The following is a 12,771-nucleotide window of genomic DNA, read 5'->3' on the forward strand; positions in this document are numbered from 1 at the left end:
CCGGTGCCGCAGCGCCGCGCGGGTGGTGGCCAGCGCCCGGCCGACGGCCTCGGGCGCGGCCTCCGGGTGCCGTTCGGCGAACGCGGCCAGCCGCGCCGCCTGCGCGCGGACCGCCGCCGGGGTGGCCCCGGAGACCACCCAGGGCACGGCGGGCAGCGGCGGCCGGGCGGCATCGGCGTCCTGCCCGGCCCCCTGCCCGGCCCCTGCTCGGTGTCCTGCCCGCCGCGGTGCCCGGTGTCCTGCCCACCGGCGTCCCGACCGGCGTCGTCGCTGACCTCCCCGCCGAGGTTCTCGGCCTTCGACGCCGGTTCGGGCTCCGGGGCCTGTTCCAGGACGAGGTGGACGTTGGTGCCGCTCACGCCGAAGGCCGAGACGCCCGCGCGGCGCGGCGCGCCGGTGCGCGGCCAGGGCCGCTGCTCGGTGAGCAGCTCGACCGCGCCGGCCGTCCAGTCCACCAGCGGCGTCGGCCGGTCGACGTGCAGGGTCGCGGGCAGCGCGGCGTGCCGCAGCGCCTGGACCATCTTGATCACGCCGCCGATACCGGCCGCCGCCGCGGAGTGTCCGATGTTGGACTTCAACGAGCCCAGCAGCAGCGGGCGTTCGACCGGGCGGCCGGAACCGTACGCGGCCAGCAGCGCCTGCGCCTCGATGGGGTCGCCGAGCCGGGTGCCGGTGCCGTGCGCCTCGACGGCGTCCACCTCGGCGGCGTCGAGCCCGGCGTCGGCCAGCGCCGCCCGGATCACCCGTTCCTGGGCGAGGCCGTTGGGCGCGGTGAGGCCGTTGGAGGCGCCGTCCTGGTTGGCGGCCGTGCCGCGCACCACGGCGAGCACCCGGTGCCCGTTGCGCCGCGCGTCGGAGAGCCGCTCCAGCAGCACCAGGCCGACGCCGTCCGCCCAGCCGGTGCCGTCCGCCGCCGCGGCGAAGGACTTGCACCGGCCGTCGGGGGCGAGCCCGCGCTGCCGGGAGAAGTCGACGAAGCCGCTGGGCGTGGCCATGACGGTCACCCCGCCGGCCAGGGCGAGCGATGACTCCCCCTCGCGCAGCGACCGTACCGCCAGGTGCAGCGCGACCAGGGACGAGGAGCAGGCCGTGTCCAGGCTCACGGCGGGGCCCTCGAAGCCGAAGGTGTACGCGATACGCCCCGAGGCGACGCTGCCGAGCCGGCCGGTCAGCAGGTGCCCCTCGTACTCCGGCGGCCCGGCCAGCCCGAGGTACGTCTGGCCGGTGACGCCGGCGAAGACGCCCACCCGGCCGCCGCGCAGCGTGGTGACGTCGATGGCGGCGTGCTCGAACACCTCCCAGGCCGTCTCCAGCAGCACCCGGTGCTGCGGGTCCATCGCGGTGGCCTCGCGCGGGGAGATGCCGAAGAAGTCCGCGTCGAAGCCGGTGGCGTCCGCGACGAACCCGCCCTCACGCGTGTACGAGGTGCCGGCGGTGTCCGGGTCGGGGTCGTACAGCCCGGCCAGGTCCCAGCCGCGGTCGGCGGGGAAGGGGGTGACCGCGTCGCGGCCCGCCGCCACCAGGTCCCACAGGTCGTCCGGGCCGGCCACCCCGCCGGGATAGCGGCAGGCCATGCCGATGACCGCGACCGGTTCGTGCCGCGCGGCCTCCAGCGCGGAGATCCGCCGCCGCGCGGTCCGCAGCTCGGCGGTGACGCGCTTGAGGTACGCGACGAGCTTGTCCTCGTCATCGGACATGGTGCTCTCTTCCTTCGCAGACAGGGACGGTCGGACGCGGTCGGGAGGGGACGGACGCGGTCGGGAGGGGCGGGAGGGACGGACGCGGTCGGGAGGGGGCGGACGGACTGGGACGGCGGCGCGGACGGCGCCGGTCAGGGTGTGGCGCGGCCGAGTTCGTCGTCGATGAGGTCGAAGATCTCCGCCTTGGTGGCCGCGGCCAGCCGGCTGTCCGGGACGGCCGGCGGGCGGCCGGGCGCGCGGCCCTCCTCCCAGCGGGCGAGGGCCGCGCGCAGGCGGGCGGCGACCGCCTCGTCGTCCGCCCCGCCGCCGGCGGGGCCGCCAGCGCCGCCTCCAGCCGGTCCAGCGCGTCAGCCACCGACGCGTCCGCCGCCGGGCCCGCCGGCCCTGCCTTCCCGGCGGCTCCGGCAGCGCCGTGCTGTGCCCCGGCGAGCGCCTCGGCGGTCAGGAAAGCGGCGAGCGCGGCCGGGGTCGGGTGGTTGAACAGCACCGTGACCGGCAGCGGCACCCCGCTCAGCGCGGCGAGCCGGTTGCGCAGCCGTACGGCCGTGAGCGAGTCCAGTCCGGCCTGCTGGAAGGGGTGTTCGGGCTCCACGGCGGCCGCTCCGGAGTGGCCCAGCGCGCTCGCCGCCTCGGCCCGCACCAGGTCGAGGACCAGCGAGCGCTGCTCCCCGGCGGTCAGACCGCGCAGCCGCTCGGCCAGCGGAACGGCGGGCGCGGCGGGCGCGGCGGATTCGGCGGACACGGCGGGCACGTCGGCCGCGTCCGGGGCGCCGTCCGACGGCGGGCTGTCAGCGGTGGAGCAGCGGGGGCCGGGGACGGACTCGGCCGCGGCCACCGGCTCCAGCCAGTAGCGCTCGCGCTGGAACGGGTAGGTCGGCAGGTCGGTGAGGCGGGCCCCGGTGTCCGAGAAGAAGGCCGGCCAGTCCACCGCCGTGCCCCGGACGTGCAGTCCGCCGAGGGCGGCGGCGAGGGCGTTCGCGGCGGGCCCGGACGGCCCCAACAGCGGTACGGCGCGAGGTTCCCGCACGGCGCACGCGCCGAGCACGGCCACCGTGTCCGCGCCCTGCGCGGCCAGCGCCCGGACCGCCTCGTCGACGGTCAGCCGCGGCCGCGCGGGCAGCGCCGCCCAGTGGCCGACCGAGTTCCACGCCGGGTCGCCGCAGACGGAGACCAGAGTGGCGTCGGGCGGCGAGAGCACCAGGGCGCAGGCGACCCGGCGCACCTCCTCGGCCGCCGCGCCGGCGCCGGGCTCCCCGGCGAGCCGGCCGTGGGCGTCGGCGAGCGCCACCGCGTCGGCGAGCGACAGCACCCCGGCGAGGTGGGCCGCGGCGATCTCGCCGACCGCCTGCCCGGCCAGCAGCGCGGGCCGCACCCCCCAGGACCCGAGGGTCCGGAAGAGCGCCACGTGCAGCGCGAACACCGCGGGGCCGGCCGTCTCGCTCAGGCCGCTGGTGTCCGCCCGGCCGCCGCAGCAACCGCCGATGTCGAGCAACTCCCGTACGGGGAGCGGAAGGAGCGGGTCGATCTCCGCACACAGGGCGGCGAAGGCGGTGGCGAACGCCGGGTGGGAAAGCTCCAGTTCCCGTACCAGACCGGCCAACCCCCGCACCCCTGACGTCAGCAGGAACGCGGTGCGCCGCTCGTCCTCGGCCACCCGGTGCACCGGCCGCGTTCCGTCGGCGAGCGCGGCGAGCGCGGCCGCGACCGCCTCCGGCCGGGCAGCGGCCACCGCGGCCCGGTAGGGGAGTGCGGTACGGGTCGTGGCCAGGGAGCAGGCCACGTCGAACGGCGCGGGGGCGTCCTCGCCGTGTGCCAGCGGGCCCAGCAGGCGGGCCTGCGCCCGGACGGCGTCGGCGGACCGCCCGGACAGCAGCCACGGCGCCGCGACCGGCACGACGCCCCTTTCCGGTGCGACGGCCCTTTCCGGCGCGACGGACCTTTCCGGCTCGACGGCCCTTTTCGGCGCGGCCGGTGCGGTCAACGGGACCGGCGCCGGACGGACGCCCTCGGCCCCGGCGTCCTCCGCCGGGTGGGCGTCGACCGCCGGGCCCTGCCCCGGGTGGGGGCGGGCGGGGCCTCCTCGACGATCACGTGCGCGTTGGTGCCGCTGACCCCGAAGGCCGAGACGGCCGCCCTGCGCGGCGAACCCTCCCCGGGCCACGGCCGGGCCGCCGTCAGCAGGGCCAACGCGCCCTCGTCCCACGGGATGTGCGGGGTGGGGTGCTCGGCGTGCAGGGTCGCGGGCAGCACGCCGTGCCGCAGGGCCTGCACCGCCTTGATCACGCCGCCGACCCCCGCGGCGGCCTGGGCGTGGCCGATGTTGGACTTCAGCGACCCCAGCCACGCCGGCCGGTCCGGCGTCCGCGCCCGGCCGTAGACCGCCAGCAGCGCCCGCCCCTCGACCGGGTCGCCCAGCGGCGTGCCGGTGCCGTGGGCCTCGATCAGGTCGACGTCGGCCGGGCCCAGCCGGGCGTCGGCGAGGGCCGCGCGGATCACCCGCTCCTGGGCCGGGCCGTGCGGGGCGGTCAGCCCGTTGGAGGCCCCGTCCTGGTTGACGGCGGAGCCCCTGAGTACGGCGAGCACCGGGCGGCCGTCCCGGCGGGCGTCGGACAGCCGGGCCAGCAGCAGCAGGCCGACACCCTCCGACCAGCCCACTCCGTCGGCGTCCGCCGAGAAGGACCTGCACCGGCCGTCCGGGGAGAGCGCGCGCAGCCGGGAGAAGCCGCTGAAGACCGCCGGGGTCGACAGCACCGTGACCCCGCCGGCCAGTGCCAGGTCGCACTCGCCCCGCCGCAGGGCGGCGGCCGCCAGGTGGAGGGCGACCAGCGAGGAGGAGCAGGCGGTGTCCACCGTGACGGCCGGCCCCTCGAAGCCGAACGTGTAGGCCACCCGGCCCGAGGCGACGCTCGGCGCGCTGCCGTTGAAGAGGTGGCCCTCGAAACCGTCCAGCGGCAGGGCCGGGCGGGCGCCGTAGTCGTTGTACATCACCCCGGCGAACACCCCGGTGCGGCTGCCGCGCAGGCTGCCCGGGCCGATGCGGCCGCGCTCCAGCGCCTCCCACGCGGTCTCCAGGAGCAGGCGCTGCTGCGGGTCGGTGGCCAGTGCCTCCCGGGGCGACATGCCGAAGAACCCCGGGTCGAAGAGGTCCGCGTCGTAGAGGAACCCGCCCTGGTCGACGTACGAGGCGCCCGGCCGGTCGGGGTCGGGATGGAAGAGGCCGTCGAGGTCCCATCCCCGGTTGGCGGGGAAGCCCGACACGGCGTCGACCCCGTCGGCCACCAGGCGCCACAGCCGCTCCGGCGTGTCGGCGCCGCCGGGGTAGCGGCACGCCATCGAGACGATGGCCACCGGTTCGTGCCGCTGGTCCTCGTACGCGCGCAGCCGCTCGCGGGCGTCGACGGCCTCGGAAACCGCGCGCTTCAGGTACTGGCGAAGCCTGTCGTTGTCGGCCTGGGGAGCGTTGTCGGCCACGGGAGCGTCCACTCTGTGTTGCCGTCGGGGGCGGGGAAGGGGCGGGGAGACGAGGGGAAACCGGGGGAGATCAGCGGAGCGCGGGGGAGGAGGCGAGGGCAACGGGCAGGACGGCCGGGCCGGGGGCGGATACCCGCGGGTGTCTGCGGGATGCCGGGGATATTCGGGATACTGCGGATAGCTGGAAGAGTGCCGCTTGAGGCCGTTCCGACGTTTCGCGTTTCAACGTTTTCCGCGTCCTCCTTTCCCGTGCGCACACGACCTCTCCAACACCGTCCCACAGGTGCACCGTTGTCTTTTCACGACGGGAATCCGCCACCGCGGCCCGGTGTTCCCCGTGATCCCGCACTTTTCGGGCCGGGGCACGGCAAATGGCGCCAGGGCGGCCCGGAATGTTGTCCACCTGAAAGTGTGACGGGATGGCGGAGGCGATTTCCGGGGCGCCGAGGCCGGATACGATGCACGCGGCTCCGATGGGAAATCACGCACCGCACGGGCCGGTTCCTCTGAGATCCTCCGAGATCCTCCGAGATCCGGAGGGCGGACCGGCGGCCATCGGAATGGCAACCCCTGGGTTTATCGGATTTCCCAACGGTACGGTCGCACAGGGCCGGTGCCGAGCTCTCCTTCGGACGATGGGAGACACATGTCCGCGACCGCCGTGCCGGTCCCGTCCCGCCTGCCGTCCCTGACCGGCCTGCGCTTCGTCGCCGCGGCGACCGTCGTCGCCCAGCACTCCAGCATGATCTGGTCGGCGGACGGCGACGAGAGCGCCACCTGGCTGCGGCTGAGCTTCGCCGGGGTCTCGTTCTTCTTCCTGCTCAGCGGCTTCCTGCTGGCCTGGGCGTGGGAGCCGGGCCAGGCCGCCGCGACCTTCTGGCGGCGCCGCGCGGCCCGCGTCTACCCGACCCACCTCGTGACGCTGCTGGCCGGCCTGCTCCTGGTCGAGGCCACCGGTCGGCGGGCGGCCACCGGCGGGTGGCTGCCGCAGGTGTTCCTCGTCCAGACCTGGTCACCGCACTTCGACCTGATGGACCCGGGCGTCAACGGGGTCTCGTGGTCGCTGTGCTGCGAGGCCGCCTTCTACCTGTCGTTCCCGCTGTTCGGACGGTGGATCGCGGCCGTTCCGGCCCGGTTGCTGTGGCCGTGCGCCGCCGCGACGGCCGGGACGATCATGGCGCTGCCCGCGCTGGTCACCGCGCTGCGGCCGCTCCTCGGCTCCGGCCCGACCTTCGGCTACTTCCCGGTGTCACTCGGGCAGATGTGGCTGTCCTACGCCTTCCCGCCCAGCCGGCTCCCGGAGTTCCTGCTCGGCGTGCTGCTGGCCCGGCTGGTCCGGGAGGGCCGGGCCCGCGGCGTGCGGCTGTGGCACGGCGCCCTGGCGTTCACGCTGGTCTACCCGCTGGACGAACGGGCCCCGCTGCTGTTCGGCATCGCCGCCGCCACCGTCGTCCCGCTGTGCCTGCTGCTGCTCGGCGGCGCCGCGGCCGACCTGCGCGGCGCCCGCACCGCGTTGGGCCACCCGGTGGCACGCCGGCTGGGCGAGCTCTCCTTCGCCCTCTACATGTCGCACTACCTGGTGATCGTCTACGGCTGCCACCTGCTCGACCCCGCCCACGCCGGCGGCCCGCTCGGCAGGACCCTGGTCACCCTGCTGCTGCTGGCGGTCTCGGCCGCCGCCGCGTGGCTGCTGCACACGGCCGTGGAGAAGCCGTGGATGCGGCGGCTGGGCGGTCCTCGGCGCTGGCCGGCGGCCCGCCCGAGCGAGACGTCCGGGTAGGCCGGCCCGGGCCCGCACCCGGCTCCACCCCCGCCCGGCGGGACCCGCGACCGCTCCGCGCACGCCCGGGTGGCGCGACGCGGCCTCATCCGGCGGTCCTGCGCACCCCCGTACGCGCCCCGCGCACCCCGTACGGCGCACCACCCACCCGAGCCCACCCGAACCCGCCCCACATCCCCCCACTGGAGGTACCGATGCGCACACCACCGGCCGCGGCGACGCGGCCACGGCCCCACCCGGACCGAGGTCCGGGGACCTGTCCCGACTCCCCTCGCGTACGCGGAGGGCGGCGATGACCGCCGGGGCCGCCGGGGCCGCCCCCGGACAGGCACCGGTGACCGTCGTCGGCCTGGGCCTGATGGGCGCGGCGCTCGCCGGGGCGTTCGTCACCCGAGGGCATCCGACGACCGTGTGGAACCGCTCGCCCGGCAAGGACGGCCCGCTCGTCGAGCGCGGCGCCACCAGCGCGGCCACCCCGGCCGAGGCGTTCACGGCGGCCCCGCTCGCGGTGCTGTGCGTCAAGGACCACGAGGCCGTACGGGAGATCCTCCGGCAGGCGGGCGAGGCACTGTCCGGGCGGGTGCTGGTGGACCTCACCACGGGGACCTCCGAGGACGCCCTCCGGACCGCGCGGGAGGCGGAGGGCTTCGGCGCCCGCTACCTCGACGGCGCGATCCTGGCCACGCCGGACGCCATCGGCCTGCCCGACACCGCCATCCTCTACAGCGGCCCCACGGCCCTCTTCACCGAGCACGAGGCCACGTTGGCCGCCCTCGGCGGCAGCCCCCTGCACCTGGGCGCGACCGAGGGGCTCGCGTCGCTGTACGACGTGGCGCTGCTCGGCGCCATGTGGTCCTCGCTCAACGGAGTCCTGCACGCCACGGCGCTGGTGGGCTCCGAGGGCGTCGGCGCGGACGCCTTCGCGCCCTTCGCCGGGATGCTGTTCCAGGCCATGGGGGTGTTCGTCACCCGCTACGCCGAGCAGATCGCCGCCGGCGACTTCACGGCCGACGACTCCACCGTCCGCACCCATCTCGCCGGGGTCGCCCACCTGGTGCGGGAGAGCGCCGTCCGGGGGGTGGACGGGACCCTCCCGGGGCACCTGAGGTCCGTCCTGACCGAGGTGGCCGCCCGCGGCCACGCCGAGGACAGCTACGCGAGCGTGGTGGAGTACTTCCGCAAACCCGCGCTCTGAGGGCGGAGGTCCGGGGGCCGGCGGTCCGGAGCGCCGCCGGCCCTCGGACCGGCGCGGCGGCCCGCCGGGCGGACACACGGCCGCCCGGCGGGCCACCACGCGGGCCCCCTGCGCCGTCGGCCGGCGCGAGCGCGAGTGCGGGGGCGGCAGCCGGCGACGGCAGCATCGAACTCCCCGGCCGGCCGCCGGACCGCTTCGACATCGCGCGGGACGTCCTTCTGCCCTGACCCAGCGGAAGAGAGGGCTCCCCATGGACGACAACGGACTTCCCCGACCGGCGTACGATCGGGCGGATTCCTGACGGCCGGGTGCTGACGGCGCTCAGCTTGCCCGGAGTCGTTCGAGGAACTCCGCGACACCGTCGACCTGGCGGTAGGCCGTGAAGGCCGGTGCGAGATCGCGAACCAGCGTGACGCATCGCGGGGCGCCGATCCGCGTGGCCAGGTCGAGCGACTCGCCGGTGAGGGCGAGTGCCTGCTCGATGTCGTTGGACCGCAGGTGCCCCTTGGCCTGGTAGGTCAGAAAGATCCCGCGTGTCTTGTCCCGGGCTTGTGGCAGCAGGGCCATGCCCTCAATGATCCGGACGTGAGCCTCCTCGGTGCGGCCGAGGTCGAGCAGACATTGGCCGGAGTCGACAGCGAGGTCGGCCGGGCTCATCCACGCGCACCAGTCCGGCGCGGGGTCTGCGGCATGCACGCCCAGGGCGTCCTCGGCCTGTGACAGGTCGCGGTAGCAGGCCGAACGGTCGCCGAGCGCCGCGTGGGCCCTGGCCCTGCGCAGGAACAGCAGAGACCGGGCGGTGGGGTGGCCAGTACCCGACAGGGCGAATCCGAGCTGCTCGACGGAGATCTTCGGCTCGCCGAGCCAGTTCGCCTGGTAGGCGAAGTCCGAGAGCACCCCGGCGCCGTGATCGCGGTCGCCGGCGGCGTGGGCGGACTGCAAGGCGGCGCCCCAGAGCTTGCCGGCTGCCCAGTGTCGGCCGTGGTCGAAGCGGTACCAGCCGCCCGCAGTGGCGAGGGAGGCCGCGAGCAGGTGCAGGCGGCGGCCGGTGGCCTCGCTGTAGCGGCCGTCCTCGATCAGCTCGGTGACGGTGGCGAGGTGGGCGTCCATCAGGCGAATGGTGTGCTGGCGCTGCTCGGTGGGCAGGGCCGTCAGCTTCGCGCTGGTGTCCTCAAGCCAGTCCACGAGTTCGGGGTCCACCCTTTTGCCGCCGAACGCCGAGACGAGGCGTCCGGGTTCGATCGTGGCCCACTGGGAGGCCAGGCCAGCCAGCGAGGTGGCGCTGTAGGTCATGAAGCTACGGCGGTCCATGGAGGCTCTCTGTGCGTCGTGGAGCGCTCGGACGGTATAGGCCGCTCCCAGCGGCAGCGGCTCGTCCCGTCCGGGCAGCCAGTACGGCCAGCCGTATGCCTCCACGTCCGTGATCGGGACGTCGAAGGCCTCGGCGATCAGCAACTGCGATTCGAGGTTCGGAGTCTTGCGCCAGTTCTCCCATCGGCTTACGGCCGTCTTGTCGGCGCCGGAGCGAAGCCCGTGACGGCGAGCCACCCGGTCGAGGACCGTGGCGAAGTCGCCCTGGGACCAGCCACGCAGGGTGCGCGCATAGGCAACGGGATGCCGGATCGGGTCGTCCACAGCGCCCATCCCATCATCGATGGTGACCGCGAGCCTACCGTCAGCCATGGTGGGACAACCCCGGGACTACCGGCAAAGTCTTTCCGGTCACGCTGAGTCGGGCTGTACTCGACGCACACCGAAGATCCCCCTTCGCGAAGCGGAAGGAATGTGCCCATGAAACGGCGTGCCGCGGTCATCGGACTCGGCCATCAGGCGGTCGATGACCACCTGCCCGGCCTGCTCGACTCCATCCGGGCCGAGCTCGTCGCCGTCTGCGACAGCAACCCGACTACCCTGCGTGAGCGTCAAGAGCAGCTCCAGGTAGCCGCCTTCACCCTCCCCAGCGACCTGCTGGATGCGGTGAAGCCGGACTTCGTCATAGTCGCCGTCCCGCACCATGCCGGCCGGGCCGTGATCAAGGAGTGCGCCAAGCGCGGCGTGCACGTGCTGAAGGAGAAGCCGTTCGCCACCTCGCTCGCCGAGGCCCGCGAACTCGCCCAGATCTGCCAGGCCGGGCAGATCGAGCTGATGGTCACCCTCCAGCGCCGGTTCAATCCGATCTATACCAGCGTGCTGGGCCTGCTCGACCAGATCGGTACCCCGTTCCTGATCGACGGCCAGTACACCTTCCACACCGACCACCCCGGGGCCGGCTGGCGCGGGGACATCAAGCAGGCCGGCGGCGGCTGCATCATCGACATGGGCTATCACCTCATCGACCTGCTGCTGTGGTACTTCGGCCTGCCCAACCGCATCCTCGCCGAGTTCTCCGCCGCTGCCGTTCCCGGAGCCGGCTACGACGCCGAGGACACAGCCGTCATCCAACTCGGCTACGACACCGACCTGTACGGCTCGGTGCTGCTGTCGCGCTGGGCGGCCCCCAAGACCGAGAAGCTGCGTGTCGTTGGCACCCGCGGCTCCGTGCTTCTGACCAAGGGCCAGGTGCAGAGGCTCGACCTGAACGGCACGGTCGTGGAGGAGCTGGCCCGCCCGCACGCCCCGGTCAGTGCCGCCACCGCGCAGATCGACTACTTCTGCCGGGTCTTGGACGGCGATCGCCCCAACACCTCCGGCCCCGAACAGCACCTCGCCCACGCCGCCTTCATCGCCACGTGCTACGCGTCCAAGACAGCCGGGCGCTACATCGATCCGAAGGAGATGCTGTGACCACGCTCGCCCTGCTCGGCGGTCAGCCCGAAGCGATCGCCACCGGTCCGCACTTCAGCTGGCCGCCGATCGACGACGTCACCCGCGCCAGGGTCGCCGCCCAGTTGGACACCGCCGTGTCCATCCCCGGGCGCTCCGGCATCGTGGCCGAACTGGAGGACGCCCTCAAGGGGTACTTCGGCGTCCGGCACGCGATCACCACCTGTTCCGGCACCGCCGCCCTGCACGCCACCTACGCGGCCGTGCGGATCAAGGCCGGGGACGAGGTGATCGTGCCTGCCTGGACGTTCCACGCCACTGCCTCCCCGCTGTTCCACCTGCGCGCGGTACCGGTGCTGTGCGAGACCGGCCCGGACGGCAACATCGACCCCGCGAGGGTCGAGGAGCTGATCACTCCGCGCACCCGGGCGCTGATGGTCACCCACCTGTGGGGCCGCCCCGCCGGCATGGCCCAACTGGCGGCGATCGCGGACGCCCACGACCTGGTGCTGCTGGAGGACGGCTCGCACGCCCACGGCGCCGGTATCGATGGGAAGAAGGTCGGCACCTTCGGCTTGGCCTCCGCATTCTCCCTCAACGGCCCCAAGCCGCTGTCGGGCGGCGAGGGCGGGTTCGTGCTCAGCAACGATGACGACACCTACTACCGGGTGCTTATGTTCGCCCACTACAACAAGCGGTGCCGGTCCGAGATCCCGGACAGCCATCCGCTCGCGCGGTATGCCGTCACCGGCTCCGGCCTCAAGCTCCGCATCCACCCGCTCGCCGCGGCCCTCGCCTTTGACCAGCTCCACCGCCTCGACGGCTACCTCGCCGGCCGCGCCGAGATCGCCCGCTACCTCACCGAGCACCTCGCCCAAGTCCCCGGTCTGGACGTTACGCCGGTCCCCGAAGGTGTGATCCACTCCTGGTACGGGTTGACGCTCACCTACCGGCCCGACGAGCTCGGCGGCCTGCCGATCGAGCGGTTCCACCAGGCCCTGCTGGCCGAGGGCGCCAGCGAGTTCGACCGGTCCGGCTCCACCAGGCCGCTGCACGAACTCCCGCTCTACCGGCACCCGGACCGACTGTTCCCCGGACACCCGCAGCACCACCGGCAGTACCCGCCCGGGTCCTTCCCCGTCGCCGAACACACTTACCGGCACACGATCAAACTCCCGGTCTGGCATCGTGAGCAGGATCTCGCGCTGGCCGATCAGTACGTGCGCGTGGCCGCAAAGGTGAGCGACCATCACAAGGAGCTGCTGGCATGACGACGCCCTCCCCCGACTTCCTGAACCGCCTGGTGGCCGACGCCCGAGCCGATGGCATCACGGGCTTCGTGGCCGGGGCCGTCATCACCGACGCCGACCGGGTGCTGCTCGTGCGCCGCAAGCCGGACGACTACCTGGGCGGTCTGTGGGAGATCCCCTCCGGCAAGGTCGAGGCTGGCGAGTCCATCCTGGGGGCCCTCCACCGCGAGACCACCGAGGAAACCGGCCTGACCATCGACACGGTCACCGGCTACATCGGCCACTTCGACTACACCAGCAGCCGCGGCGGCGCCACCCGCCAGTTCAACTTCGGCGGCACTGTGAAGGACACCGAGCCGATCGTCCTCACCGAGCACGACGCCTACCAGTGGGCCCACCGCGCCAACCTGCCACCGGTCAGCGCAGCCGTCCTCGAGCTGATCACCCGCTGACCACCCCGCACGAGCCGTACGACCCACTCACGCAGCTGTCGAGGGCGTGCCGTACGGCTCTCCGCTTCCAGGACCGTCCCAGGGCGGTCTTCGGGCTCACCCTGTCCGGCTGACGGGCCGTCGCCTGTCAGCCGGAGATGCTACGGGGCGCTGCCGCCCA

General features: G+C 74.2%; 7 protein-coding genes and 2 pseudogenes. 5 read left to right on the forward strand and 4 right to left on the reverse strand.

All coding sequences use genetic code 11. From position 1 onward, the window contains the following. Positions 1-87: 87 nt before the first annotated feature. From BS72_RS40165 to BS72_RS39995, 3 genes and pseudogenes are all read right to left on the reverse strand, one after another. Positions 88-1,721, reverse strand: a pseudogene (locus BS72_RS40165) (type I polyketide synthase); the annotation flags it as partial. After that, the gene (locus BS72_RS39990; protein WP_407639053.1) at positions 1,687-2,922 is read right to left on the reverse strand and encodes a phosphopantetheine-binding protein; all 1,236 of its coding nucleotides are present in this window, start codon (positions 2,920-2,922) and stop codon (positions 1,687-1,689) included. The pseudogene BS72_RS40165 and the gene BS72_RS39990, both read right to left, overlap by 35 nt. 9 nt (positions 2,923-2,931) lie before the next feature. Further along, positions 2,932-5,171 (reverse strand): annotated as a pseudogene (locus tag BS72_RS39995) (type I polyketide synthase); the annotation flags it as partial. Between the two features lie 646 nt (positions 5,172-5,817). On the opposite strand from BS72_RS39995, the gene BS72_RS23375 reads away from it, so the two are divergent. Beyond that, positions 5,818-6,951: an acyltransferase family protein gene (locus BS72_RS23375; RefSeq protein WP_037913278.1), complete on the forward strand. Its 1,134-nt coding sequence runs from the start codon at positions 5,818-5,820 to the stop codon at positions 6,949-6,951. 292 nt (positions 6,952-7,243) lie between these two features. Continuing rightward, entirely contained in the window at positions 7,244-8,146 is a 903-nt protein-coding gene (locus tag BS72_RS23380; protein ID WP_037913281.1) for an NAD(P)-dependent oxidoreductase, read from the forward strand. Between the two features lie 321 nt (positions 8,147-8,467). Here BS72_RS23380 and BS72_RS23385 read toward each other — a convergent pair whose 3' ends face one another. After that, the gene (locus BS72_RS23385; protein WP_232792509.1) at positions 8,468-9,829 is read right to left on the reverse strand and encodes a helix-turn-helix transcriptional regulator; all 1,362 of its coding nucleotides are present in this window, start codon (positions 9,827-9,829) and stop codon (positions 8,468-8,470) included. Positions 9,830-9,937: 108 nt separating this feature from the next. Here BS72_RS23385 and BS72_RS23390 point away from each other — a divergent pair, with 108 nt between their 5' ends. From BS72_RS23390 to BS72_RS23400, 3 genes are read left to right on the forward strand one after another with little or no spacing between them, the layout of a single operon-like run. Next, positions 9,938-10,930, forward strand: coding sequence for a Gfo/Idh/MocA family protein (locus BS72_RS23390; protein WP_037913286.1), 993 nt, complete (start codon positions 9,938-9,940; stop codon positions 10,928-10,930). Next, positions 10,927-12,180 (forward strand): DegT/DnrJ/EryC1/StrS family aminotransferase, encoded by a 1,254-nt coding sequence (locus tag BS72_RS23395; RefSeq protein WP_037913288.1) that lies wholly within the window; start codon positions 10,927-10,929, stop codon positions 12,178-12,180. Before BS72_RS23390 ends, BS72_RS23395 begins: the two co-directional genes overlap by 4 nt. After that, complete coding sequence (locus BS72_RS23400) at positions 12,177-12,611, forward strand: NUDIX domain-containing protein (protein ID WP_037913290.1); 435 nt, start codon at positions 12,177-12,179, stop codon at positions 12,609-12,611. Before BS72_RS23395 ends, BS72_RS23400 begins: the two co-directional genes overlap by 4 nt. Positions 12,612-12,771: the final 160 nt, after the last annotated feature.

It is taken from the genome of Actinacidiphila yeochonensis CN732, from assembly GCF_000745345.1.
GTDB classification, from domain to species: domain Bacteria; phylum Actinomycetota; class Actinomycetes; order Streptomycetales; family Streptomycetaceae; genus Actinacidiphila; species Actinacidiphila yeochonensis.

Excerpts from the sequence above, each read along its gene's own strand:
- BS72_RS23375 (WP_037913278.1), top strand. The coding sequence starts at position 5,818 with ATGTCCGCGACCGCCGTGCCGGTCCCGTCCCGCCTGCCGTCCCTGACC.
- BS72_RS23380 (WP_037913281.1), top strand. The coding sequence starts at position 7,244 with ATGACCGCCGGGGCCGCCGGGGCCGCCCCCGGACAGGCACCGGTGACC.
- BS72_RS23400 (WP_037913290.1), top strand. The coding sequence starts at position 12,177 with ATGACGACGCCCTCCCCCGACTTCCTGAACCGCCTGGTGGCCGACGCC.
- BS72_RS23390 (WP_037913286.1), top strand. The coding sequence starts at position 9,938 with ATGAAACGGCGTGCCGCGGTCATCGGACTCGGCCATCAGGCGGTCGAT.
- BS72_RS23385 (WP_232792509.1), bottom strand. The coding sequence starts at position 9,829 with ATGGCTGACGGTAGGCTCGCGGTCACCATCGATGATGGGATGGGCGCT.